The 26,445-nt window shown below is 54.8% G+C and carries 14 protein-coding genes and 8 pseudogenes; 11 read left to right on the top strand and 11 right to left on the bottom strand.

All coding sequences use genetic code 11. The features are described 5' to 3' along the window. Both DO97_RS06545 and DO97_RS30855 read left to right on the top strand, forming a co-directional pair. A pseudogene (locus tag DO97_RS06545) lies at window positions 1-1,770 on the top strand (hybrid sensor histidine kinase/response regulator); the annotation flags it as partial. A 58-nt stretch (window positions 1,771-1,828) separates the two neighbouring features. Further along, window positions 1,829-2,251, top strand: a pseudogene (locus DO97_RS30855) (response regulator); the annotation flags it as partial. Window positions 2,252-2,588: 337 nt separating this feature from the next. Here DO97_RS30855 and DO97_RS30850 read toward each other — a convergent pair. Then, window positions 2,589-4,013, bottom strand: a pseudogene (locus DO97_RS30850) (amidase). Next, on the bottom strand, window positions 4,010-5,455 hold the full coding sequence (locus DO97_RS06530; protein ID WP_072016383.1) for an LCP family protein: 1,446 nt from the start codon (window positions 5,453-5,455) through the stop codon (window positions 4,010-4,012). The pseudogene DO97_RS30850 and the gene DO97_RS06530 overlap by 4 nt, the downstream one beginning before the upstream one ends. Window positions 5,456-5,634: 179 nt before the next feature. Here DO97_RS06530 and DO97_RS06525 point away from each other — a divergent pair, with 179 nt between their 5' ends. Both DO97_RS06525 and mutS read left to right on the top strand, forming a co-directional pair. Beyond that, window positions 5,635-6,699 (top strand): mannose-1-phosphate guanylyltransferase, encoded by a 1,065-nt coding sequence (locus DO97_RS06525; protein ID WP_036531900.1) that lies wholly within the window; start codon window positions 5,635-5,637, stop codon window positions 6,697-6,699. 170 nt (window positions 6,700-6,869) lie between these two features. After that, window positions 6,870-9,536: pseudogene (mutS, locus tag DO97_RS30845) on the top strand (DNA mismatch repair protein MutS). On the opposite strand, the gene DO97_RS06515 reads toward mutS, so the two are convergent. The 3 genes from DO97_RS06515 to DO97_RS06505 all read right to left on the bottom strand — a co-directional run bounded on the left by DO97_RS06515 (window position 9,533) and on the right by DO97_RS06505 (window position 11,341). After that, entirely contained in the window at window positions 9,533-9,937 is a 405-nt protein-coding gene (locus DO97_RS06515) for a hypothetical protein (protein ID WP_036531898.1), read from the bottom strand. The pseudogene mutS and the gene DO97_RS06515 overlap by 4 nt on opposite strands. Window positions 9,938-10,078: 141 nt before the next feature. Further along, window positions 10,079-10,432: a hypothetical protein gene (locus DO97_RS06510; RefSeq protein ID WP_036531896.1), complete on the bottom strand. Its 354-nt coding sequence runs from the start codon at window positions 10,430-10,432 to the stop codon at window positions 10,079-10,081. A gap of 315 nt (window positions 10,433-10,747) precedes the next feature. Beyond that, window positions 10,748-11,341, bottom strand: a complete 594-nt coding sequence (locus DO97_RS06505) for a rhomboid family intramembrane serine protease (RefSeq protein ID WP_036531894.1) — start codon at window positions 11,339-11,341, stop codon at window positions 10,748-10,750. A 184-nt stretch (window positions 11,342-11,525) separates the two neighbouring features. Here DO97_RS06505 and gcvH point away from each other — a divergent pair, with 184 nt between their 5' ends. Continuing rightward, window positions 11,526-11,912: a glycine cleavage system protein GcvH gene (gene gcvH / locus DO97_RS06500; protein WP_036531893.1), complete on the top strand. Its 387-nt coding sequence runs from the start codon at window positions 11,526-11,528 to the stop codon at window positions 11,910-11,912. Window positions 11,913-12,135: 223 nt separating this feature from the next. Then, window positions 12,136-14,998 (top strand): annotated as a pseudogene (gene gcvP, locus DO97_RS06495) (aminomethyl-transferring glycine dehydrogenase). Window positions 14,999-15,014: 16 nt separating this feature from the next. Here gcvP and DO97_RS06490 read toward each other — a convergent pair. Then, window positions 15,015-15,995 (bottom strand): ABC transporter ATP-binding protein, encoded by a 981-nt coding sequence (locus tag DO97_RS06490; protein ID WP_036531929.1) that lies wholly within the window; start codon window positions 15,993-15,995, stop codon window positions 15,015-15,017. Between the two features lie 283 nt (window positions 15,996-16,278). On the opposite strand from DO97_RS06490, the gene DO97_RS06485 reads away from it, so the two are divergent. Beyond that, window positions 16,279-17,130 carry a sulfurtransferase gene (locus tag DO97_RS06485; protein WP_036531892.1) on the top strand — a complete coding sequence of 284 codons (852 nt, stop codon included), beginning with the start codon at window positions 16,279-16,281 and terminating at the stop codon, window positions 17,128-17,130. On the opposite strand, the gene cysC is transcribed toward DO97_RS06485, so the two are convergent. Together cysC and DO97_RS20755 are read right to left on the bottom strand one after the other, a co-directional pair. Continuing rightward, the gene (cysC, locus tag DO97_RS06480; protein ID WP_036531890.1) at window positions 17,110-17,670 is read right to left on the bottom strand and encodes an adenylyl-sulfate kinase; all 561 of its coding nucleotides are present in this window, start codon (window positions 17,668-17,670) and stop codon (window positions 17,110-17,112) included. The two genes, DO97_RS06485 and cysC, sit on opposite strands and share 21 nt — an antisense overlap. A 100-nt stretch (window positions 17,671-17,770) precedes the next feature. Then, window positions 17,771-18,329, bottom strand: a pseudogene (locus DO97_RS20755) (HNH endonuclease). Window positions 18,330-18,360: 31 nt separating this feature from the next. Here DO97_RS20755 and DO97_RS23765 point away from each other — a divergent pair. Both DO97_RS23765 and alr read left to right on the top strand, forming a co-directional pair. Further along, the gene (locus DO97_RS23765) at window positions 18,361-18,543 is read left to right on the top strand and encodes a hypothetical protein (RefSeq protein ID WP_156120471.1); all 183 of its coding nucleotides are present in this window, start codon (window positions 18,361-18,363) and stop codon (window positions 18,541-18,543) included. A 28-nt stretch (window positions 18,544-18,571) separates the two neighbouring features. Then, window positions 18,572-19,786, top strand: a complete 1,215-nt coding sequence (alr, locus tag DO97_RS06465) for an alanine racemase (RefSeq protein ID WP_036531888.1) — start codon at window positions 18,572-18,574, stop codon at window positions 19,784-19,786. A gap of 8 nt (window positions 19,787-19,794) precedes the next feature. Here the strand turns inward: alr and coaE are convergent, their stop codons facing one another. Genes coaE through cobA form a run of 3 tightly spaced genes read right to left on the bottom strand, consistent with a single transcriptional unit; the run spans window position 19,795 to window position 23,151 of the window. Further along, on the bottom strand, window positions 19,795-20,412 hold the full coding sequence (coaE, locus tag DO97_RS06460; RefSeq protein WP_036531887.1) for a dephospho-CoA kinase: 618 nt from the start codon (window positions 20,410-20,412) through the stop codon (window positions 19,795-19,797). Beyond that, on the bottom strand, window positions 20,409-21,470 hold the full coding sequence (locus DO97_RS06455) for a tetratricopeptide repeat protein (protein ID WP_052128465.1): 1,062 nt from the start codon (window positions 21,468-21,470) through the stop codon (window positions 20,409-20,411). The genes coaE and DO97_RS06455 overlap by 4 nt, the downstream gene beginning before the upstream one ends. Window positions 21,471-21,492: 22 nt before the next feature. Next, on the bottom strand, window positions 21,493-23,151 hold the full coding sequence (gene cobA, locus DO97_RS06450) for a uroporphyrinogen-III C-methyltransferase (protein ID WP_036531886.1): 1,659 nt from the start codon (window positions 23,149-23,151) through the stop codon (window positions 21,493-21,495). Window positions 23,152-23,206: 55 nt separating this feature from the next. Between cobA and DO97_RS30840 the strand changes: the two are divergent. Both DO97_RS30840 and DO97_RS06440 read left to right on the top strand, forming a co-directional pair. Continuing rightward, window positions 23,207-23,976: pseudogene (locus DO97_RS30840) on the top strand (circadian clock KaiB family protein). A gap of 243 nt (window positions 23,977-24,219) precedes the next feature. Next, window positions 24,220-26,283, top strand: a pseudogene (locus DO97_RS06440) (thioredoxin domain-containing protein). Window positions 26,284-26,445: the final 162 nt, after the last annotated feature.

The following is a 26,445-nucleotide window of genomic DNA, read 5'->3' as shown; positions in this document are numbered from 1 at the left end:
AGATACAAACCTTAAGGCCAGAGGTGGTCGCAACCCAAAGCCGAGTCGTGCGAGTCAGCGCCGAAAATCTCAACCGGATCATGGGACTCGCCGGGGGAATCTCTGATCGAAGCCAACTGGTTGCAGCCGTTTGCCGATTCCCTGCTGCTGCTCCGCAAACAGCAACTGGCACTCTCGCAAGCTCTGGAAGCCTATCAAGATTTACGGGCAAACCCCTCCAGCGAGGAAGCAGAGGCTCTGAAAGTCGTCCGTGCCAAAGATCGAGAATGCCGAGAGATCCTCAGCGATCGTCTCGGTGAATTAGAACTCTTTGCTCGCCGCACGGGGAATCTCAGCGATCGCCTGTACCGCGAAGTCATTGCCTCCCACATGCGCCCGTTTGAAGATGGGGTACAAAATTTCCCTCGTATGGTACGCGATATGGCACGTCGATTGGGAAAGCAAGCCAAACTAGAGATTATTGGCAAAGCCACCCCGGTGGATCGGGATATTCTCACCAAGCTAGAGGCCCCACTGACCCATATTTTACGGAATGCCTTAGACCACGGCATTGAGATGCCTGATGAACGGATTGCCGCTGGCAAACCTGCCGAAGGCACCATCCGCCTCGAAGCCTTTCATCGGGGGGGATTGTTGTCGATTTCCGTCGCAGATGATGGCAAAGGCATCAATATGGATTGGCTGCGGCAGAAAATTGTCAGCAAGAACCTGACCACTCCAGTAATGGCCGCCCAAATGAGCGATAGTGAACTGCTGGAATTTCTCTTTCTCCCTGGATTTTCCACGACCCAGGAGGTGACAGAAATTTCGGGGCGGGGTGTGGGACTCGACATTGCCCAAAGCATGGCGACGGAAGTCAGCGGCATGGTCCGCGCCCATACCCAAATGGGTAGGGGAACTACGTTTAACTTTCAACTGCCCCTAACCCTGTCGGTGGTGCGAACCCTGTTAGTCGAAATCTCGAGTGAATCCTATGCCTTTCCATTAGCGCGGATTGAGCAAATTGTCATGCTCGATCGCCACGAAATTCATTCGGTAGAAAACCGCCAATATTTCCTCCGAGACAAACAGAATATTGGTCTGATCTCCGCTGCCCAGGTATTGGAGTTAACCGAAATTCCACCACCGGGAAATATATTTCCAGTGGTCGTAATCAGTGATCAATCGGAACATTACGGGCTGTGGGTTGATCGTGTTTTGGGGGAACATGATCTAGTGGTGCGTCCCCTGAATCCAATGCTGGGGAAAGTCCAAGACATTAGCGCCTCCGCATTGATGGGGAATGGTTCGCCAATTTTGATTTTGGATGTATCTGATCTAATTCGGTCTACCAATAACTTACTCAATGGCCGACCCCTAAGCCGAGTCAGCAGTGCTCCGGAGGCAGTCCTCAGCGATCGCCGCAAGCGCGTTCTCGTCGTAGACGATTCGATCACCGTGCGGGAGATGGTGCGTAAAATGCTACAAAATCAGGGCTACCTGGTTGATGTTGCAGTGGATGGGATGGAAGGATGGCACGCAGTCTGCTCCAATACCTATGACCTTGTACTGAGTGACATTGACATGCCCCGCATGAATGGCATTGAACTCGTCAACAACATCAAGAGCCATCCCAAATATGAACCGATTCCCGTAATCATTGTCTCCTACAAAGATCGGGAGCAAGATCGCATCCGAGGCCTGGAAGCAGGGGCAAATTACTATTTGACAAAAAGCAGTCTTCACGACAACTCATTAGTCACGGCCGTCATGGATTTAATCGGGGGGTAATGGAGCTGCTTGCTCCAGGTTCCCTCTCTTAACCCTCAACTATCCCCCCAACCTCACCATGGCAGATCCCATCATTGTGCTCCTAATTGATGATCAACCGATGATCGGTGAAGCCGTACGCCGGATGCTGGCATCGGAAACGGAAATTGCTTTTCACTATTGCAACAATCCCACCCAGGCGTTAAAGATGGCAACGGACTGTCACCCAACGGTGATTTTGCAGGATTTGGTCATGCCCGAAATTGATGGCCTGTTGCTAGTCAAGTTTCTCCGAACCAAGAATTCCCTCACCCGCGATGTTCCCTTGATTGTGTTGTCCACGAAGGAAGATCCGGTGATCAAAGCCAAAGCCTTTGAACTGGGTGCCAATGATTATTTGGTGAAATTACCCGATAGCCGGGAGCTAATTGCCCGCATTCGCTACCACTCGAAAGCTTACATGGATGGACTCAAACGTCAGGAAGCTGAGGCGCAACTCAAGGCAGAAAATATCCGCCAAGCGCAATACATTGAGCAAGTGGACAAGGTAACAAATGCTGCCGTTGACGTTGAGAAAGACAACTATCAGCCCGAAAGCCTCACCGATGTAGCAGCGCGCTCGGATGCCCTAGGGCAGTTAGCTCGCGTGTTTCAACGCATGGCCAAAGAGATTTACCAACGGGAAAAACGCCTGAAGCAACAAATCCAAGAATTACGAATTGAGATTGATCAATCCAAAAAGGCACGCCAAGTTGCAGAAATTACTGAGACAGATTATTTTCAACAACTACAGGTCAAAGCTAAAAATCTGCGGAATAAATCTTCCAAAGCCGAGGACGTCAACCCTTGATGACGGCGAAGTCCGGTCGGAGATGGCTCCAGGGCTGTGCAGCTTCAATCTGCGTTGCCAGTGCAATCAGCGTTGCTTCTGCTGCCGGACGACCCACCAGTTGAATGCCCACAGGCAGCCCCTGAGCCGTGAAGCCTGCGGGGAGGGCGATCGCGGGTTGACCACTGGCATTAAACGGGGGGCAGGGAGCAATCCAGCGAATGATCTGTTCTAGAGTGGCGGCGGGAGAGAGATTGGCCCAGGCTCCGACCCGAATTGGGGGATGGAGGTAGGTCGGCAGTAGCAGCACATCATAGGTGGCAAAAAAGGCAACGATGCGGCGGGCAATTTGTTGCATCAGGGTAACAGCCCGCAGGTAATCGCCACTACTGGCCGCTCCCTCCATGAGCCAGCGATTCATGGGGCTTAAGAGGTCGGGGGGGAATGCCTGTGGCGGCCACACCCGCTCGCCAGATCACCGTAAAAGGTTCTGTTAAGTCGGTAACTACGGGACAATCGGGTTCTACCTGGTGCCCCAACGCCTCTAAAAGCTCTACGGTCTTGAGAACCGCCTGCTGGCAAGCAGGGTCAGCGGTTCCCACCCCAGGAATTTCGGTTGTCACGGCAATCCGCAGGGATTGGCATCGGGGGAGTCCCTGCTGAGCAACGGTTAAAAATGAGGGATTCGGGTCGGGTAACCAGTAGGGGTCTCCTGTGATATACCCTGCCATCACGTCTAAGAGAGCCGCTGCATCGGCAACGGTGCGGGCTAGGACTCCGTGGGTGGCAATTCCGTTCTGAAAGTCTCCCACAGGCGCGAAGGAAACCCGTCCTCGAGAGGGTTTCAACCCCACCAGTCCACAACAGAAAGCGGGACCGCGAATCGAGCCTCCCCCGTCTGATCCCTGGGCGATCGCGCAGAGTCCGGCGGCCACCGCCGCCGCCGCCCCACCACTAGAGCCTCCCGGTGTGTAGTCTAAATGCCAGGGGTTGCGCGCGGGTGGAAAGCCCTGGGGTTCCGTGTAAGGAAGGGAGCCAAATTCTGAAGTTGCTGTTTTACCCAAAATCACCAGACCCGCAGCCTTAATCCGAGTCACCACACCGTCATCATCCGTAGCAATGCGATGGTGCAGCACCGGACTGCCATAGGTACATCGCACCCCAGCGACAGCATTGAGATCCTTAATGGCTGTGGGGACACCAAACAACGGGGGGGAGGGTGGCAGGGGGTCTGGCGGGGGAGGCTCTCGGTCTGCTGATGGGCCGTGGCGATCGCCTGCTCAGGGGTAACCGTAAAGAAGCTACCCAGTTGACCATCCAGCCGTTCAATCCGGGTGAGGTAGACCTGGAGGAGTTCTAGAGGGGAAATTTCCCGTTGGCGAATCAGGCGTGCCTGTTCAAGAGCCGGTAAGAACGCCAAATCCAGGACATTCATGGAGAGACGGTGCTTGGGGTGACCCAATCATTCCCCACCCGAATTGTCAGATCGGATTCGATATCCCCTGTGGAAGCAGCCTCAATCTGCCCCAAGCCCAGGAACTTTTGCAGGGCATTGGCTCCGGTGATATCCCCCTGTTGGACAATGATCTGGGTCTGATTCAGGGGTTCCGGCCAATCTTCCACCACGTACACATGGTAGAAACCTTTAGCCTGTAGATATTGAGCCAGTCTTCGTCCCAACCCAGGTTGACTTGAGGCATTCTGAATCGCAATGTTCAGGGTGCTAGGGGCTGACTCAGAATCAGTGGCTTCCGTTGTCGGACTGGAGGTAGGCGTTTGGAAATATTCCCGCAGGACGCGATCGCGCCCAATGGGGTTGAGGAGCCAATAGCTCGCGGCATATTGATCCGGCGTACTGAATTGACCCGGCAGCATTACCATCTTGATATGGCTGGGTTCCAGATTCATGCCAAACTGCACCAGGGTGAGAATCTCTTCCAGGCTCAGGTTCGTGTCGATATACTTCTGCATTACCTGAATCACCCCCGGCAAGCGGGGCAGCACCGTCGGATCGGTGAGCCGCTGGCGGAGGGCTTTCAGCAGGGCTTGTTGCCGTTGTACCCGCCCAATGTCGCCGTAGCCATCATGACGAAAACGGGCAAATTGTTCAGCTTGATCGCCATTCAACAACTGCCAACCCTGACCCAGATTGATATTTAAGTGTTGGGTATGATCCACATAGGTCATGGCAAAGGGGACAAACACCTGAACCCCCCCCACTTGATCCACCAGTTCTCGAAAGGCCTCGGTGCTCACTCGGACGTAGCGATCGATGGGAGTCTGATTCAAGTTCTGGCTAACCACATGGGCTGCCAGGGCGGGGCCTCCAGTGACATTAGCATCATTAATCTTGGTAAACCCGACTCCGGGAACTTCCACCCGAGTATCCCGTGGAATCGACAGCAGACTCACTGCTTTCTGCCCAGGATCGAGCCGCAGCAATAGCATCGTGTCACTGCGACCGGAAAAAATCTCTGGTGAATTGTCAGGGGCTCCCGGTACCCGGTCAATGCCCATGACTAAAATATTCACTGGCCGGGTGAGCCGATATTGAAAACTGTTATGCAACAGGTCAGCTAGCCCGCCCCGACTCTCTGGAGTTGAGTTGGGCAGCCAAGCGGAGAGCGGAGCCACCATCATTACCCCTGCTCCCACTGCCGCAGCCAGGGTGGCGGTGAAAACGAAGGCAACTCCCTGACCTAGCCAACGCAACGGAGACGATTGAGGCAATGCAGACCCGACGGCAGGGGTCGGCTGGGGTTGGCAACGGGGAGCTGCTGCCCCGTCATCCCGATCAGAACGACCCGCAACTCGATTAGCACCTGCGGACTTTTTAGGCTTTGAAGCACTTTTAGAAACTATCACTCCCACTCCCACCTTACTCGTAGCAACTGTTGCCAGCACGCAAGCACGGGTTGCCAGGGGGCGCTTCGTCACTTGTTTCGTTAACCAACAGTTTGAAAATAGTTCACTCGGCTCGATTATAGCCAGGTTTCAGGAAGCACAAGTAGGGAAAATAGAAAGATAGTCCCATCTTCTACCCACGTTGACGATTCATGGCATACTCTCTGATTCCGGTGATTTTGGCGGGCGGTAAAGGTGAACGGTTCTGGCCCCTCAGTCGCCAACATCGCCCCAAGCAGTTTCTTTGTCTCGATGGCAGTGGTCAAACCCTGTTGCAAGCAACTGCGAACCGATTGTTAGATCTGGCGGGAGGCTGGTCAGGAGTCTGGGTGATTACAGCCAGTCATTTAGCCGCCGCTGTGCAGGCGCAGTTACCAGAGTTACCAATGGCGCAAATGCTTGTGGAACCAGAGGGACGGGATACCGCGCCAGCGGTTGCCTGGGCAACACTGGAAGTCACCCACCACGGGGGGGAAGATGCCGTTGTGGGATTTTTCCCCGCCGATCACTGGATTGGGGAACCGTCCCAATTTCAGGAAACCCTGAGGGACGCGGCTAGCTTAGCAGCCACCCAGCCTGTGATTGTTACCCTGGGAATACAACCTGGCTATCCGGCCACAGGGTATGGCTACATTGAACAGGGGGAGTTGCTGGAGACCCAGTTACCAGGGAGACCGGCGTATCGGGTGCAGCGGTTCACAGAAAAACCAAACCGGGAAACAGCGGCAGGGTTTCTTGCCAGTGGTCGCTTTAGCTGGAATAGCGGTATTTTTATATTCCGAGCTGGGGTGGCTTTGGCAGAATTACAGGCCCACGCCCCCGAAATCCTGGAACCGCTGCAACGTTCCGGTGTTGCTGCCTATCCTCAAGTGCCTAAAACCAGTATTGACTATGCACTGATGGAAAAAACACAGCAGGCCTGTGTGGTGCCGGTCAGTTTCTCCTGGGATGATCTGGGGGATTGGAATGCCTTAGAGCGGTTATTGCCAGCCCATGAGGGTAATATTGAACAGGCTCAGCATTGGGGATTGAACACCCAGGGCAGCATTCTCTACAATACAGATCCCGATGAATTGATCGTGACCTTGGGGGTAGAAAATTTGGTGATTGTCCGGGACGGCAATGTTACCTTGATCGCTGATAAGCAGCAAACCCAGGATATTAAACAGGTGCTGCAACAGTTGCGATCGCACCCACAGTATCGGCATCTACTTTAGGATGACCATCTTCGTACTTGGTATCAATGGACAATGATTGGGTTCAGGTGCCGGGCAGGTTTGGGTTGCACAGAGTGCCAACCTGATCGTAGGGATGAACCGAAGTGGGGCGCCTATAATGGAACATTGCCCACGGCGTGGCAATCATTGAGTTTGAGTTCTTGCTAGCAATGACAGTTCCTGGCGATCCAGATCCTACCCATAACCTGCCCGAACGGTTGGTGAAACATACGGTGCGGTATGCCGATCACCGGGCGGTGAATCGGGAGGATCTCACCCCCATGATCCGGCACTACGTGGAAATGAAGGATCAGTATCCCCAGGCATTGTTGCTCTACCGAGTCGGGGACTTTTTTGAAACGTTCTTCCAGGATGCCCTCACCATTGCCAGGGAGTTAGAGCTGGTACTCACCGCCAAGGATGCGGGCAAGGAAGTTGGGCGAGTGCCTTTGGCTGGCATTCCCCACCATGCCCTCGATCGCTACTGTATGCTGCTGGTGGAGCGAGGGTATGCCGTTGCCATCTGTGATCAAGTTGAAGACCCTGCGGTTGCCCAGGGGTTGGTCAAGCGGGAAGTGACGCGGGTGCTGACCCCTGGCACGGTGCTGGCAGAGGGGATGCTCCATGCCCGCCGCAATAATTTTCTGGCAGCGGTGGTGATTGCTGGCAACCATTGGGGATTGGCCTATGCCGATGTTTCCACGGGGGAATTTCTCACCACCCAATCCACGGGACTGGAGCAGCTCACCCAGGAATTGTTACGGTTGCAACCATCGGAGATATTAGTCCCTACCGCCGCTCCCGATGTCGTTGGGTTGCTGCGTTCGGGCGAGCCGTCCGAACACTTACCGAGCTGTCTGCCACCCCAGCTTTGCTACACACTTCGACGCCAAGTGCCGTTTATGCAGGTAGAGGCACGGCAGCAATTACTCCAACAGTTTCGGGTGCGATCGCTGGAAGGGATGGGTTGTGAACACCTACCCTTGGCAGTGAGAGCTGCGGGGGGACTGCTGGAATACGTTCAGGATACGCAGCGGGGGAGCCAGTCCCCCCTATTGCCCCCTCGCACCTATACCCTCACCGATTATCTGATCCTAGATCACCAAAACCCGGCGCAACCTAGAGATCACCCAAACAGTGCGGGACGGCAGCTTTCATGGTTCGCTACTCTGGGCACTGGATAAAACTGTGACGGCCATGGGCGGACGAGCCTTGCGGCGCTGGCTATTACAACCCCTCCTTGATCGCAAAGGCATTGGTGCTCGACAGGACACCATTGAGGAATTGATCACGGAGGGAGTGTTACGGCAAGCCTTGCAGCAATATCTTCGCCAGATCTATGATCTTGAACGCTTGGCGGGACGAGCTGGCTCTGGCACAGCCAATGCTCGCGATTTAGTCGCCCTGGCCGATTCCCTCTTGCGGTTGCCAGATTTGGCTGTGTTGGTGGCTGAAACCCGCTCCCCCTATCTGCGGGCGCTGCAAACCGTGCCACCACTCCTGGAACAGCTCGGCCAGCATCTGCGATCGCATTTGGTCGAGAATCCCCCTTTACTCCTGACCGAAGGCAACCTGATTCGCTCGGGGGTACAGCCCCAATTGGATCAGCTGCATCAACAGGTGGAAGCTGACAAGCAATGGATTGCCAACCTGGAGACCAGCGAACGGCAACGCACCGGGATTAACACCTTAAAAGTTGGCTACAACAAAGCCTTTGGCTACTACATCAGTATTTCCCGTGCTAAAAGTGAGCAAGCCCCCGAGGACTATACTCGCAAACAAACCCTGACAAACGAAGAGCGCTACATTACCCCAGAACTCAAAGAGCGGGAAGCTCGGATCTTTAGTGCCAATGAAGATTTATACCAATTGGAGTACGAGATTTTTTCCCAACTCCGAGCCGATGTGGGGGCAATGGCGGAGCCAATCCGAAAAGTTGCCAGGGCGGTGGCCGCTGTCGATGTGTTGTGTGGACTGGCGGAAGTGGCAGTCTATCAAGGGTATTGTCGCCCCGAAATGGTGGAGGGGCGGCGGATTGCCATTGTCGAAGGGCGGCATCCGGTGGTGGAACAATCTCTGCCAGCGGGTTTTTTTGTCCCCAATTCCACCTCCTTAGGCACCACGGAAACCGCCGCCGCGCCCGATCTGATTATCCTTACGGGCCCCAATGCCAGCGGTAAAAGCTGTTATCTGCGGCAGGTGGGCTTAATTCAACTACTGGCTCAGGTTGGAAGTTTCGTACCCGCCCAGACCGCCACCCTGGGGATCTGCGATCGCATTTTTACGCGGGTGGGCGCGGTGGATGACTTGGCAACCGGGCAATCCACCTTCATGGTTGAAATGAATGAAACTGCCAACATCCTCAACCATGCCACCCCCCGATTCCCTGGTACTGCTGGATGAAATTGGTCGGGGGACAGCAACCTTTGATGGTCTGGCGATCGCTTGGTCGGTGGCAGAGTATCTTGCCATGGACATTCAGGCGCGCACTATTTTCGCGACCCACTACCACGAGCTAAATGAATTGGCATCACTCCTGCCCAATATCGCCAATTACCAGGTGACGGTGAAAGAACTATCCGATCAAATTGTGTTTTTACATCGGGTGCAACCTGGGGGGAGCAGATCGCTCCTATGGGATTGAAGCCGGACGCTTGGCCGGACTCCCTGCCTCCGTGATTCAACGGGCGCGGCAGGTGATGCACCAAATTGAGAAGCATAGCAAAATCGCCGTCGGTTTACGCAAAACAACGGCGATCGCACCGGATGGCCAATCTGGTAAGGGAATGCCAGCCCCCCTGGAACCGCCAACGGAACAACTGGATATCTTTTCCTAGCACTGTCGACCAGTGTACAAATCCACAGGGACGGGGGCAGGGATCGGGCTACCGATGATGGAGGTGCCGCAGCGAGAGGGACTAAGGCTGGGGGCAACAATCACCGTTTGCCCTCGCTTCGCTGGGTTGACAATCACGGTTCCTGTTTGGCTAGGGTTGACAATCACAGTTGCCCTCTGCCTGCTGGGGTTAATAATCAACGTGGAACTAGGATAGCTGGGATAGTAGGCAGGGTTGACAATCACCGTCCGCCGACCGACTGTGGGGCTGACAATCACAGGGGAGGATCCGCCCCCATAGCTCTGAGCTGAAGCTCCGGTCGCTGGGAGGAGACTACCCGGTAGCATCAATGCCAAGCTGACAGAGAAGCCCATCACCCAACCCGACTGTTTGCTCGTCATGGTGACCCTGATCCTAAAAATATTGCTATGGCTAGAAGAGATCTTGCTGTAAGACAGAACAAGCGCCCTCGCTGCTAACTCCATTTTAAGCAGTCGAGAAGCGCTTGACATCCCCAATCCAGATTGTCAACTTGGACAGAACTATTCGCTGACGATGGAGATTTGCCGTAGGGAAGATTCCTCAGAGTCATACTTCGAGGCAGCCAGATCGCTCTTGGCTTCCGCGATTAAATCTTGGAAGGATTCCCCAACTTCTGCGAAGAATCCTTGGGTTTTGTCAAAGGCATCGAAGACAAAGATTAAACCGTTCTTTGCAGCATCTCTAGCCGATTCCTTCACAGAACTCACCGACTCTTCGATATTGGGTGCCAGGGAAGATTGCTCTACCCAGGAGCCAACTACACCGACCAAGGGAGCCAGTGCCAGGGCACCAACCCCAACTGCTAATGCGGTCAAGGGCTCAATTCCCAGTAACAATGCCTCAAGTTCAAACATACTCACCTAACCTCCGCAAAAGGAAAAAACGATTCAGCGCCAGCATTCTAGCTCAATGGATGGCAACCAATTAATAACCCAAACCATCGATATAACAAGGTATCACGCTTTACAAGCGTATAGAACCTCACCCTGGCTCATTGACGTGCACTCCTGTCTGCTGCTTCAAGTTCTGAGTGCTGATTGAGGCATGTGCAAGGGGGAAGGATATAAGAACTCCCGGAGGGATTTTTTATCCACTCATCTGGTTCATCTGTTGTATACCCTGAAATACCCTATCCAAGGAGCTGTCACACAATTGGCAAATACTTGTATTTAGTCAGGTGAGACATCTTCGGGGGATTGAGATAACAACCAAGCCGCGATCGCCCCGCCAATAAAACCAAACAAATGCCCCTGCCAGGAAATTCCCGGTTGCCCCGGTAAAACTCCCCAGATCAGGCCACCATAGACCACACCGACCACCACCGCCAAAAAGAGGGCGCTCCAACTGCGCTCAAAGTATCCCCGCAGCAGCAAAAATCCCAAATACCCAAAAATCAAGCCACTCGCTCCAACGGTCACACTCCCCGCGGGGGCTGTTAGCCACACCCCCAAACCACTGACCACCATGGTGACCAGACTCACGATCCAGAAGTCACTGCGGCGGCGGAGCATCACCAGCCAACCCAAGATCAAAAACGGGATGGTGTTGGCAATCACATGGGAAAAACCCAGATGCAGGAAGGGGGCAAATAAGATCCCCCTGAGTCCTGTCAGCGATCGGGGAACAATCCCAAAGCGATCTAAACTTCCCCGTAGCACTGTATCCACCACTTCCAGCCCCCAAAAGACCGCCACACAGCCCCCCAGAATCTGAGCATGGGTCTTGAGCTCACGGGTCAGGGTTGGTTTAGAATTGTCCTGCATTAGGGGTGCTCCTAGTGGCTTGGCCTCAAAACCAGCCTAGCGCCTCTAGAAGAATTATTTTGTTGTGAAGTTGCCATTGATCCACCTCAGGAAATTTCTCCCATCCCGTGCAAAACCCAACCCGGATTTCGGGAATAATGGCAAGCAGTCCTGCTGGATATGATTTATCGGATGAGGAACTGACATGACCCTGGAATATCCCGACGACTTGAAATATCTGGACAGCCACGAATATGTCCGCCTAGAAGGAGAAATTGCCACGATTGGGATCAGTGCCTTTGCCGTTGATCAGTTGGGCGACATTGTGTTCCTGGAGTTGCCAGAAATTGGGGATGCCATGGTCAAAGGGGAATCCTTTGGCACGGTGGAATCGGTCAAAGCCGTCGAGGATCTGAAATCTCCTGTGGTGGGCACCGTGATTGAACGCAACCTGGCAATGATCGAGGCCCCCGAGCAGTTGGCGGAAGACCCCTACGGTGAAGGCTGGCTGCTGAAGGTGCGGCTGCATGACCTCGATGTGGAAGAGACCCTCTCTGCCGATGAATATCGTCAGCTCGTCGAAGGAGAATAGCCCCTGTCCAACCATTTGTTGCTAATTGTTGCAGAATAGTCAGAAAGGTTTTTCTTACTGTCTCGCCTCCAGGTTAGCCCCTCCCATGTCCGAATCCCTGATTGACGCTGCCAACACCCATCAGGCTCAGGCTCTTGTCACCCGTTCCATTGATCCCACTCCAGGAGGGGATTCCATCCTAGTTGCGCCATCGACCCAAGATCCCCAAACCGATCGGGGAACGGTGCAGGCTTGGGCAGGGGAGGACTTTGTGCCGCGCCATCTGGGGCCAAGTCTGGCGGATCAGGCACAGATGCTAGAAGTTCTAGGATTCCCGAGCTTGGCCGCTCTGATTGCCAAAACCGTGCCCCCTGCGATTCGCCTATCTCGAGAGCTACAACTCCCTGCTGGACGCAGTGAGTATGATGTTTTACAAACCCTGCGGGCGATCGCCGCTCAGAATCAGGTATTTCGCTCCTTCCTAGGCATGGGCTACTCCCCCTGCATTACCCCGCCAGTGATTCAGCGCAATATTTTAGAAAATCCTGGCTGGTATACCCAGTACACTCCCTACCAGCCGGAAATTGCCCAGGGGCGCTTAGAAGCCCTGCTGAATTTCCAGACCATGGTGAGTGATCTCACCGGATTGGCAATCGCCAATGCCTCGCTTCTGGATGAGGGCACCGCGGCGGCGGAAGCTATGACGATGTGTTATGGTCTCCAGGCGAAGCAGGGGGTGAAGACTTTTTGGGTGTCCGATACCTGTCATCCGCAAACCATCGCCGTGGTGCAAACCCGTGCTCAACCCCTGGGCATTGAGGTAGTGGTAGGAGATCATCGCAGCTTTAACTTTGACACCCCAGTGTTTGCTGTCTTGCTGCAATATCCCGCCAGCGATGGGGCCATTTATGACTACCAGCTCTTCATTGACCAGGCCCACGCAAGGGGAGCCCTGGCAATTGTGGCTGCTGATCTCCTGAGCTTAACGCTCTTGACTCCCCCCGGTGAATTTGGAGCCGACGTTGCCATTGGCAATACCCAACGCTTTGGTATTCCCATGGGGTATGGCGGCCCCCATGCGGCCTACTTTGCCACCCGAGAACCCTACAAGCGGCAGATTCCTGGACGGTTGGTGGGGGTATCTAAAGATGTCCACGGTCACCCGGCACTGCGGTTGGCACTGCAAACCCGTGAACAACATATCCGCCGCGATAAAGCCACCAGTAATATTTGTACCGCCCAAGTTTTATTGGCAGTGATGGCTGGGATGTATGCCGTCTACCACGGGCCAGCGGGTCTGAAACAAATTGCCCAGCGGATTCAACAACTTACCCAGACCCTAGCCCTGGGTTTACAGCGACTGGGTTATCAACTGGGACAGCCGCCCTACTTTGACACTGTGCGGATTCAGGTTGAGGTGCATCGAGGGTGGAGGTTACTGGAACGGGCGCGATCGCAGCGGATCAATCTGCGGGCGATCGCCCCAAATAGTCTGGGCATTTCCCTCAATGAAACCACAACGCTGCAAGATCTCCAGGATTTGCTGACCCTCTTTGCCGAGGAACAGCCTCTACCCTTTACAGTGTCAGCTTTGCTGGCAGAAACACCGGCAGCTTATGGTCCTCGCACCAGCCCCTACCTCACCCATCCGGTGTTTCATCGCTACCATTCTGAAACCGAATTATTGCGCTACATCCATCGCTTGCAGGCCAAGGATCTCTCCCTGACCACGGCCATGATTCCCTTGGGTTCCTGCACCATGAAGTTAAATGCCACTGCTGAGATGGTACCGGTGACCTGGCCGGAGTTTGGGCAACTGCACCCCTTTGTCCCCCTAGAGCAAGCCCAGGGCTACCAACTGCTGTTTCAACAACTAGAGACATGGCTGGCAGAAATTACTGGATTTGCGGGCATTTCCCTGCAACCCAATGCCGGTTCCCAGGGGGAATATACAGGGCTGCTGGTGATTCGGGCCTACCATCAACATCGCGGGGAAGGGCATCGCACCGTTTGTTTAATTCCCCAATCTGCCCATGGCACCAACCCCGCCAGTGCCGTCATGGCCGGGATGCAAGTGGTAGCGATCGCCTGTGATGCCCACGGCAATATCGATATCGCCGATTTGAGAGCCAAGGCCAAGCAGCACCAACAACAATTGGCGGCCTTGATGGTCACCTATCCCTCCACCCACGGGGTTTTTGAGGAAGGCATTCGCGAGATTTGTGCCCTTGTCCATGCGTGTGGTGGTCAGGTGTATTTGGATGGTGCCAATATGAATGCCCAGGTGGGATTATGCCGCCCGGCGGATTTTGGAGCCGATGTTTGCCATCTGAATCTCCACAAAACCTTCTGTATTCCCCATGGGGGTGGTGGCCCCGGCATGGGGCCCATCGGGGTGGCTGCCCATCTGCTGCCGTTCCTCCCCGGTCATCCAGTGGTGGCAACGGGGGGATCGCAGGGAGTGGGGGCAGTGGCGGCAGCTCCCTGGGGCAGTGGTAGCATTCTGCCCATCTCCTGGGTATACATTGCCCTCATGGGGGCTCAAGGTTTGACCCAGGCAACGGAGGTGGCGATTCTCAATGCCAACTACATTGCCCATCGGCTGGCACCCTACTACCCGATTCTCTATCAAGGTCAGCAGGGGTTGGTGGCCCACGAATGCATCCTGGATTTGCGCCAGTTTAAGAAAACCGCTGAGGTTGAAGTTGATGACATTGCCAAGCGGTTGATTGACTATGGATTCCATCCGCCGACGGTGTCCTGGCCCGTGGCTGGCACCATGATGGTGGAGCCAACGGAGAGTGAGTCGAAGCAGGAACTTGATCGCTTCTGTGAGGCCATGATTGCCATCCGGGCTGAGATTCAAGCGATTGAGCGGGGTGAAGTCGATCGCCACAACAATCTGCTAAAAAACTGCCCCCCACACCGCGGTGGACTTAACGATCGCAGACTGGAATCGTCCCTATTCCCGAGAACAGGCCGTGTTTCCCTCCGTCTGGACACGGGAACATAAATTCTGGCCAGCGGTGGGGCGGATTGACAATGCCTACGGCGATCGCAATCTGGTTTGTGCCTGCTTACCGATGGATGCCTATAGCGATTCCTAGGTATTCCGATGTCACCCTAGCTGCTGGAACGGATTCCCCGTTGCTGGAGTTGCTGAATAAAAAATTCTTCAAGGGAAGGGCGGACGACATTGAGAGCAATAATTTGGGCATCCATGGCCGCAAGGGTCGTCAAAAAGTCCTGGGGCAAGCCCTGGAGATGCCCCTCCCAAAAGTGGTCTTGCATCTCTAGGCCGGGTATCCATTGGGTCAAAGCAGCTGGATCACCCCCCCGACCTTTGATATGGTACTCATCGACATGGCCGAGCAGTTCATCTAGAGCGCCGATACAGATTAGTTCACCCTGAGCCAGGATGGCGACGCGATCGCAGATGATTTCCACATCCGACAACACATGACTATTAAAAAAGATGGTTTTGCCCTGGGCTTTGAGGGACAAAATAATCTCACGAATCTGGTAGCGTCCCATCGGATCTAACCCCGACATGGGCTCATCCAGAAACACCAATTCTGGATCATTGATCAGCGCCTGAGCCATGCCGATGCGCTGAAGCATCCCTTTAGAGTACTGCCGTAGTTGCTTTTTCCGGGCGGCAGATTGAGCCAACCCCACCAGATCTAACAATTGGGGAATTCGTTGGCGTTGGACAGACCGGGGAATCCCAAATAGACCCGCGGTGAACTCTAGATATTCCCAGCCGCTGAGATAGTCGTAGAAGTAGGGATTTTCGGGCAGGTACCCGACCCGCTGCTTAATGCTGCGATCGCCAATCGCCTTCCCCAGCAAAAACCCCCGCCCCGCCGTGGGCTGCACAATCCCCAGTAAAACCTTGAGGAGCGTGGTTTTGCCCGCACCATTGGGTCCAAGTAAGCCAAAGGTTTCACCCTGGAACACGGTGAGCGTACATTGCTTTAAGGAGTCAATCGTCTGGTTTAACCAAAACCCCAGGCGGTAACGCTTGGAGAGTTCCAGGGTTTGGATCACCGGAGTTGATTGAGAGGTGGGAGGTGGAACAACAGGAGTGGAGACAGGGTTCATCTCAAGGTCAGGGAAATCAGAGGTGTGCATTTTAGAATTGAGTATTCCCAGCAGCAGCCCCTGTGATCACATTGCCGCCGCTCGGAGGGGGATCTTTGCCAGCATCTTAGCCGATTCAGCCCACCTCTGAGCGGGACTGGCAAACAAACCACATCCCCATGAAGCTAGGTTGGGTGGTGTGAAAATCAGCCTATGATAACGCTCTGCCAGCCCTCCGTCTCCAAGAGGTCGAGCATCCGCGATGCTTGCTAAAGTGAAAGAGGCTCACTGCTGTGAATAGGCTATGACGGAGTCTCAACGGGTGGTTTCGGCTGCTTGGCTGTGGGATCATCTCCAAGATCCCCAGGTGGTGATTGCGGACTGTCGATTTTCCTTGACAGATCCGATCTGGGGTCAGCAGCAATATCAAATCGGGCACCTCCCCGGTGCCTACTATCTCGATCTCAACCGAGATCTCTCTGGCCCATTGCAACGGCATGGCGGACGACATCCCCTCCCCCATCCCGACACTCTGTCCCAAACCTTTACCGCGATGGGACTTCATTCTGGCGATTCCCCTCCGCCAACCCTCCTCGTCGCCTATGACGACTCTAAACTGGCATTTGCTGCCCGCCTCTGGTGGTTGGCCCATTACTTGGGGCATCCGCGAGTTGCAGTGCTCGATGGGGGATTCACAGCTTGGCAAAGAGCGGGCTACTCAGTGACTTCACAGCTGCCACTATGGAAGTCGGGGCGATTCATTCCCCAACTTCGCCCCGACTACGTTGTCGATATCGCCACCGTCAAAGCCCATAAGGAGTTGCCGGGGGTTGCCTTGGTTGATGCGCGGGAAGCCGTACGTTATCGGGGGGAACAGGAGCCGATTGACCCAATTGCTGGACACATTCCCGGAGCTGTTAACTATCCCTGGCAGGAGATCACAGACCCCCATGGTTATCTTCGACCTCTCTCTGAGCAGCAGCAACGCTGGGCAGGGCTACAGGCAGCCGATGAAATTATTGTCTACTGCGGCTCAGGAGTGACTGCCTGCGTCGATCTACTCTCCCTGGCGATCGCCGGTATTTCAACCGGTAAACTCTACGCAGGCAGTTGGAGTGACTGGTGTTCCTATCAATCACCCAGTGGTGACAGCTGACAGACTCGGTTTGCAATACCCGCCTGTCTCCAGATAGGTCAGTACCTTGATCACACTCTGATCAATGGCTTCAAGATCCGTTCGACATTCAATTTCAGGACTTTGGGGTTGCTCGTAGGGGTCGTCAATGCCTGTGAAGTTCTTAATTTCGCCAGCCCGCGCTCGTTTGTAAAGCCCTTTCACATCCCGCTGTTCACAGACTGACAGGGGAGCATTGACAAAAACTTCGGCAAAGTGACCAATCCGTTGGCGGACTTCCTCCCGAATTTCCCGATAGGGTGAAATAGCTGAAACCAGCACAATGACACCATTTCGTGTCAGTAATGAAGCCACAAAGGCAATTCGACGGATATTCTCATCCCGATCATCGCGGCTGAAACCCAGATCTTTCGTCAGATTTTCCCGCACGATATCTCCATCTAAGATTTCGACTTTATAGTCTCGATCGCGGAGTTCTTTCTCAACTGCTCGACTAATCGTGGTTTTCCCGGCACCGCTTAGACCCGTGAACCACACTGTAACGCCTTGTTGTTGCCTCATTCTTTTAAATGCCCAAGCAAATTCCTGACTTCTTGACTACAGGCAAATTCGGGGTGCTTCCGCATCGGTCTGAAAAATCCTAAGTAAAACCATTCAGGCTTCAGAAACTAAACACCGAGAATTTGCCATTGCCATCCGCATTGTAAGGTTCCGCTGGCAGATCTGAACCAATCACATATTTTTGCCATTCACCGTGGCGGCCACTTTTCAGGTGTTTAGCCACCTCAAAATAGAGGCTACTGTAGGGTTTGCGGGGGGGAATGCCGCAGAAGCATATTCGCTTCTTTGGGGGTACGATTTCCTTTCCTAACGTTGCAATGAACGCAAGCGGTCACCATATTTTCCCAAGTGTCCAGCCCCCCCCGTGATCGGGGTAGCACATGATCGAGGGTCAAGTTCTCTCCGGTATAGCCACAGTATTGGCAGGCATGACTATCCCGATGGAGAATGTTGCGACGGGTCAAAGGAATTTCTTTGTAGGGAACTCGCACATAGTGGCGGAGCCGAATCACCGTAGGAAGAGGAAATCCTGAGTAGACAACTTTACCGTTGTGTTCGACCTGTTCCGCTTTACCTTTGATCAACAAGACAACCGCCCGTCGCCAGCTGGTGATGTTGAGCGGTTCGTAGGAGGCATTCAGCACCAGAACCTTGCTCATTGATGATCAAGAGAAGTTTAGATTTTCACAGATGGTAACACAGCAGCTGCAATCTCCGGCAAAATTTCTGGGTTTGCTAACTCAGGAAACGACCACCCCAAAACAATTTTGGATGATTCGGAGTTTGAAACTCCAATCGACTCAGGCTATGCTTTTGGCAGCAACTGGCATCGGTGGGTCGCGATCGCCCCTCAGGCACCCGACCAATAACTGAATAGTGTGTGGTGAAGGAGTGAGAAATCATGTTTAACTGGGAACGAAATCCAGCCGTTGCCCCCCCTTGCTGTGACTTGCCAAGGGAGCCGCTACGGGAGCGGGCATGGGTTGAAGTGGATTTGACCGCACTGGCGCACAATGTCCGCCAGATCCGGGGGCTGTTGTCGCCCCAGACCGATCTGATGGCGGTGGTGAAGGCAGATGCCTACGGCCATGGAGCTGTTACAGTTGCCCAGACAATCTTGCAGCATGGTGTTACCTGGTTAGGGGTGGCGACGATTCCAGAGGGCATTGCCCTGCGGGAAGCTGGGATTCGAGCCCCGATTCTGATCTTGGGAGCCACCCATACCCCTGAACAAATTCAGGCGATCGCTGGCTGGGAATTACAACCAACCCTCTGCACCCCCAAGCAAGCCCTGGTGTTTTCAGAAACCTTGGGTGCCTTAGGACAAACCCTAGGGGTGCATGTGAAGTTAGACACCGGGATGTCACGACTGGGCACCCCCTGGCAGGCGGCAACGGAGTTTGTGCAATTGGTGCATCGCCTACCCGGACTGGAAATCACCAGTATCTATTCCCATTTGGCGACCGCCGATAACCCTGACCCGACGATGATGCGTCAGCAACAAGCCCGCTTCCAACGAGCGATCGCCCAGCTGCGAGCCACCGGCATTACCCCGCCTCGCTTACATCTGGCAAATTCGGCAGCCACCCTCACCGATCCAGCCTTGCACTACGATCTCGTCCGGGTGGGACTGGGAATTTACGGTCTCTGTCCGGCTCCCCACCTGCAATCAGTGGTGGACTTACAACCAGCGCTGCAAGTGAAAGCCAGAGTCACCCAGGTGAAGACCATTCAACCGGGAACAGGGGTCAGCTATGGTCACCAGTTCTTTGCTGAGGAAACGGCTCGGATTGCCGTGGTGGGGATTGGCTATGCCGATGGCGTTCCTCGCAATCTCTCCGGCCGTATGACTGCGTTAATTCGAGGAGAGCGTGTCCCCCAGATCGGGGCCGTAACCATGGATCAACTGATGCTTGACATCAGCCAGATACCGGAGGTGCAGGAAGGGGAAGTGGTCACACTCCTGGGTCGGGACGGGGGGTATCAAATTACGGCAGACGATTGGGCCGCCCTCCTAGGCACCATTTCTTGGGAAATTCTTTGTGGATTCAAACATCGCCTTCCTCGTGTGGCGATGAATCTCCCCCAGGAATCCCCCCAACAGGTCATTGCCTGATCCTGTAATCATTGCTGAGAGGCAACGGCAATATCAATTTGGTGATAGAGCCTCCCGAGACGGGTGGAATTGTCCAGAACCACGTGGGCGCGGGCAATTTTCTCGGTCAGTGGCCATTGGCTATGAATGCGGGCTTGGGCTTGGGCCGGGGTGAGCTGGTTGCGATGGCAGAGTCGCTCCAGTTGTTGGGCAGGGGTACAAAATACCACCCAAATCTCCGTCACCAGATCCATCATCTGGGCTTCAAAGAGCAGGGGAATCACCAAAACCAAGCAGGGAAATTGTGCCGCTGGGAAAGCTTGACGTTCCTGAACCAGGCGATGGCGCACGAAGGGATGGATTTGCTGCTCTAGCCACTGGCGCTCAGTGGCATGATTGAACACGATCGCCCCCAGGCGTTGACGATGCAACTGACCATCGGCACAGAGGATCTCGCTACCATAGCGATCCACGATCCGGGCTAGAATCCCAGAACCGAGTGCCACCGCCTCCCGCGCGTAGTCATCGGCGTCCAGGATCGGCAATTGGTGGTGAGTTGCCAGGTAGTTAGCTACCGTGGTTTTGCCAGTGGCAATGCCGCCCGTGAGACCAATCCACCGTTGCGGCGGACTCTCAAGGCGGGTCATGGGGAAAGTTGACTCTTTTGACTGGGGGAGTCTTTGGTTTCGGGGCGGGGGGCGGTTTCGGGGGGGGTTTGCAGTTGAATCACCAACGCCGTTGCCCGTTGTGCAGCTTCGTAATTGCCCTGTTGTTGATACAGGGATGCCGACTGCTGGAGATCGCCAATAGCTCCTGGCTTATCTCCCAGACGAGAACGGGCCGTACCCCGTTCGTAGTAGAGCGTTGGATCGCTGGGATAGAAGCGGAGAGCAAAGTTAAAATCGGCAACGGCTCCCTGGTTATCTCCCATGCGCAGGCGGGCCGTGGCGCGTTTATAGGCAATATCTATCTGCTGGGGGTTGAGGCGCAGGGCTTCGGAGTAATCGGCAACGGCTCCGGGGTAATCGCCGAGGCGAAACCGGGCTGTCGCACGAATGTAATAAGCTTCAAAGAAGTCGGAACCGTAGGGTAATGCCTTGTTGTAATCCGCGATCGCAGCTCGATAGGCACCCCGGCGAAAATAGGCATTGCCCCGATTGAGATAGGCATAGCCATTGTTGAAGTCAAGCTGGATCGCCCGGTTATAGTCGATGATCGCCGACTGCAAGTTGCCCTGGTTATAGAAGGCCAGTCCTCGACCAATCAGGGAATTGACACTCCCAGGATTCAGCTGCAGCGCGTAACCATAGTCGGTCAGGGCTCCGCCGTAGTCCGCTAGGAGCATCCTGGCATTGGCTCGGTTGTAGTAAACGCTGTCATTGTTGGGATCGACCTGGAGTGCCTGGGTATAGGCGGCGATCGCTCCTCGATAGTCTCGCTGGGCAAAGTGCCCATTGCCTTGATTGACAAAGTACTCCACGCGGAGGTTCGTTTCCCGCCGCATCATCTCAGCATTGGGGGGGGAAGCATCAACGGGGGGAGGGGTCGCCTCGGGTCGGTGGCGTTGTCGGGCACTGGCTGCCCCGTTGTCGGCAATGAGGCTGGCTCCTAGTAGGGTCATCCCTAGGCTGAGGGAGAGTAGCCACCGCCGTCGTTTGCCCTGGACTCCTGCTGAGGGTTGTTGACGACTGACAATCCCATTCATCCACCTCTGCGTTGATCGATCCTTACCCATGAGTTCTGTCAGCGTGCATCATTGACTCCGAGATTGCCTGCGTCAGCCCCTCCAAAGTATAGTTCTTTGCTTCAATATCCACACGTCCCAGCAACCTCCGGCATGCCTGGGATGTTTGGGGGCCAATGGAAGCAATCAAGACCGACTTCAGCAGCTCCGTTGCCTGGGTACCCAGGAGTTGACAACAGCATGCCACGGTCTTGGAACTGGCGAAGGTAATGATATCAATCTGTCGGGTTTGGAGGGCAGCGGAGACCGCAGGTTCAATCTCAGGGGGACACCCTGACTGATAGGCTGCTACCTCGATAACGATCGCCCCTTGGGCGGTTAATTCCTGCACTAAGACCTCCCGTCCTCCAGTTTCCACCCTGGGAAATAGAATCCTTTGCCCCCTCACAGGTTCCGGAAAATGGGTCACGAGGGCATCGGCAATAAAGTGAGGGGGAATGAAATCCGGCTGCAACCCACGCTGCTGCAAACTGAGGGCTGTTTTTTCACCGACGACGGCAATTTTCACCCCGGCCAGTCCTCGAACATCCTTGCCAAGGGTTGCCAACCGTTGGAAAAAGTAGTCAACCCCATTGGCAGAGGTGAGAATTAACCAGGAATAGGAGGTTAGCTGGGCGATCGCCCGATCCAATGCCTCCCAACTCCCAGGCGGTTGAATTTCCAGGGCTGGCATTTCTAGCACCGTTGCACCTTGCTGTTGCAATTGCTGGCAAAACTGACTCGACTGTCCGGCAGCGCGGGTTACGAGAATGGTTTTACCCCTCAAGGGCAGGGGCGGCAGCGGCTCGGTTGCAGTCATAGATATAGATATAGATACAGAAGGGTTCAAGAGTACAGGATCGGATACCGGAGGCAGCCATTGCCGCGCTACCAGGGCAGCAAGGGTCGTCCCTATGGGGGGGTGTCGGCTCTCCAGAGGCTGTAAATCAGTCCGTAAGTTCACCACCTCTCCAATCACAATGACGGCAGGAGCAAGGGACTTACCGACGGTATCAGCCACCACGGTGCCTAGGGAACTGATCCAGACTTGCTCCTGGGGGTGGCTTGCCCAACGCAGGATCGCAATGGGCATCTTGGGCGATCGCCCAAGATGCTGTAACTGGTGCACGATTTCCCCCAGAACCTTGCCCCCCCGATCAAAACTCACCAGAGTTTCGATCTGAGCCAAGGCGGGCCAGTTCAAAGCCGCTGGCTCGTGGGCAGTGACCACGGCAAAACAGCGACTCCGGAGAGGATCTGTGAGGGGAATCCCCGCTAGGCAGGGAGCTGCCAGGGCTGAGGAGAGTCCCGGTACAACTTCAAAGCCACAGCCAGCGTCGATCAGAGCTTGTAATTCGTCGGCACAGCGGCCAAAGACAAACGGATCGCCACTTTTGAGGCGAACCACCCGCTTCCCTTGCTGGCAGTAATCCACCAGCAGGCGATTAATCTCAGTTTGGGGAGTGCTGGGCTGTCCCGCTCGCTTGCCCACCTGCAGGATGCAACAGTCTTTCGGGACTAAGGCCAGGACACGGCTGTCGATCAGGGCATCATAAACCAGGACTTCCGCCCGGTCGAGAATCTGCAATGCCCTGAGGGTCAGGCAAGAAATATCACCTGGCCCTGCTCCCACGATGTATACCATTCCGACTTGCTCGGTCATAATCAAAGTGACTTGACTTTCTCTATCTTTCCATCCCTTGCCTCCAGACTTCCAGGTGCATTCTCCCAATCTCTTCAAAGGCATCGCCCTGTTTACACCGGGGGGAGATCTGATTTATGGCATCGATGTCAGCAAACAGAGTCGCTGGCATCTCCATCTCTGTACGGCTCTCCAGGAACTGCTGGGTCTGACGGAGCCGCCGCATTTTTTTAGTTCCCTGTTATACTGCCACCGTCGATCGCTGGCGAGATCCCCATACTCAGAAAGTTCAGGTCTTTGGGGAAGCTTATCCCCCGGTTTTACGCTACCAGGCACTGCTGAATGCGGTGTTCAACTTGGGGAACCTCCCCTGGCACCCCGCCGATTCGCAGACTAGTTTATGTGACCCCATGTTGCTGGCAACCTATCGTCACCAATTTCCCCAACTCTGGGAAGAGCATGATTTAGTAGTGCGCCTTGAGCAACCCCGAAACCTTTTTAGAAACAACGACACCTCGTTCGCTAGCAGCATCCCCAGTGCCCTCCGGCTATGTGCTCCGGTTGTTTGTCTCTGGGCATAGTCTGGCGACGGAGCGGACGCTGAATATTCTCCATCAACTGTTGGAGCAGTCCCTCCACGACCCCTATACGTTGAAGGTGATAGATATCCATCAGCATCCTGAGCAAGCCGAGGTCGATCAAGTCTTGGCAACCCCGACGCTGGTGAGAGTGTGGCCGCGCCCGGTGCGCCGCATCGTCGGAGAGTTGGATCAGCCCGATAAAATTCTGCATATCTTGAAGAGCGCTGGGATGCCGGAACCCCCTCATTGGGAGGCAGAGCGGTAAGGACAATCAAGAAAGTGGCACTCTTTCTAGCTCTAACATCTGCAGACGGTTTTAAAGTTAACCCAGTGTGAGGAGTAATTCGGAAGAAATAGCCCCTGGGGTCGAAACATGGTCAGACTCCCAGGGGCTTTTGCTGTCTGTGCCTGGGCAGCGGTGATCGCCGCAGACCGTTTTAGCCTCCGAGGAGCGGCGATGCCAATCACCACCGAGGTAAACTATCAACTGGCAATGCCTCCTCTGACTATGCCCAATCGTCTGGCTCAAGCCCAAAGTCTCTACCTGCGAAAACACGCTGAGAATCCTATTGACTGGTGGCCTTGGTGTGAGGAAGTCCTGACAACCGCCCGGAAGGATCAGCGGTTGATTTTTCTGTCCGTCGGCTATTCCAGTTGCCACTGGTGCACGGTCATGGAAGGTGAAGCTTTTTCCGATCCGGAGATCGCCGACTATCTGAACACCTATTTCTTCCCCATTAAGGTGGATCGGGAAGAACGCCCCGATCTGGATAGCATTTACATGCAGGCATTACAAATGATGACGGGCCAAGGGGGCTGGCCGATGAATCTGTTCCTCTCCCCAGAAAACTTGGTGCCGTTCTATGGTGGTACCTATTTCCCCCTCGAACCTCGCTATGGACGACCCGGTTTTTTGCAGGTCTTAGAGGCCGTGCGGCGCTACTATAACCAGGAACATGGCAAGGTGCGATCGCTCCAGACTGAACTTCTCGACCATTTGCAGCAGGCTGTCCAGCTTCAGCCTCTCCAGCAATTACCTGCCAACTTGCTCCAAACTGGCGTGGAACAGAATACCGGTGTGATTGCTGCGGCTGGAGTCGGGCCTTGTTTCCCGATGATGCCCTATGCGAATTTGGCCCTACAGGGCACGGTCTACTGGGATAGCCGTGAGCAAGCCTACCGCGTCTGTGCCCAGCGGGGACAAGATCTGGCACTGGGGGGAATCTATGACCATGTCGGGGGGGGCTTTCATCGCTACACCGTCGATGCCACTTGGACAGTCCCCCACTTTGAAAAGATGCTCTATGACAATGGGCAGATCATGGAGTTTTTCGCAAATCTCTGGAGTGCTGGGGTTAAGGAACCGGCTTTGGAGCGGGCGATCGCCGGTACTGTACAGTGGCTCAAACGGGAAATGAGATCCCCCCAGGGATATTTCTACGCCGCTCAGGATGCGGACAGTTTCATCCAGGCCACTGCCCCTGAACCGGAAGAAGGCGCTTTTTATGTATGGGATTACCGGGATCTGGAACGGCTGCTGCAGGAGAAGGAACTAGCTAACTTACAAGCAGCCTTTACGGTCACACCCCAGGGGAACTTCGAAGGCCAAAACGTCCTCCAGCGTCGTCATCTCGGCCTGCTTTCCGATGAAGTAGAAGCGGCGATCGCCCAGTTGTTTGCCCAGCGCTACGGTACTCTCCCCAATGGGATCGAGACCTTTCCTCCCGCTCTGGATAATCAAGCAGCCAGATCCCATCCGTGGCCGGGTCGGATTCCCCCCGTCACCGATCCCAAAATGATTGTGGCCTGGAATAGTTTGATCATTTCCGGGCTGGCACGGGCAGCCACGGTCTGGCAGCAGCCCAATTATCTCCAACTGGCCACTGATGCGGCTCAATTCATTCTCGATCACCAATGGCAGGGGGGCGGTTACACCGCCTCAATTATGATGGTTCCCCCCAGATCTTGGCCCAGGCGGAAGACTATGCCTTGTTAGTCAAGGCACTGCTGGACTTGCATCAGGCGAGTCTCGCCAACTTGCCGGAGCAGGCGGTCGGCTGGGTTAACTCAGGCGATACAGATCCAAGCTGAGGTGGATCGTTGGCTCTGGGGTCAAGATGTCGGCGGGTACTTTAACACTGCGGTGGATGCCAGCGCTGACCTGTTGGTGCGGGAACGAAGTTACATGGACAGTGCCACGCCTGCTGCCAATGGTATTGCGATCGCAAATTTGGTGCGTCTCTTTCTCTTGACCGAGAATCTAGGCTATTTTCAGCAAGCGGAGCAGGCATTGCAAAGCTTTGGTAGCGTCATGACCCAATTTTCTCGCGCCTGTCCCAGCCTATTCGCGGCCCTCGGCTGGTATCAGCATCCAATCTTAGTTCGTACCTCTGCGGCTGAAATTGCCACCCTGAGCCAGCAGTACCTGCCAACCGTCGTCCTCGCCCTTGCCCCTAATTTGCCCACAGGGGTGGTGGGGCTGGTCTGCCAGGGTCTCAGCTGCCTCGACCCTGCCCACAGCTCTGAGCAACTCAAGGCACAAATTCAGCAGTTGCCGCAGCTATCCCCATAGGGAGTCAGGCAGCCTCCCAGCATCGGCGCTGCATCCTCTAAAGCTATCCTAGGCTACCTGCCATCCGCTACCTTTAATGGCAAGTGCCACTCCCTGAATCTGTAAACGTCTTACCATTTTCTGGGATGAACTGCCATTCATAGCTATTGGCGTGTAACACCA

The organism is Neosynechococcus sphagnicola sy1 (genome assembly GCF_000775285.1).
Classification (GTDB): Bacteria; Cyanobacteriota; Cyanobacteriia; order Neosynechococcales; family Neosynechococcaceae; genus Neosynechococcus; species Neosynechococcus sphagnicola.
The sequence above is the reverse complement of the archived record's forward strand: the minus strand, read 5'-3'. Positions and strand labels throughout refer to the sequence as shown.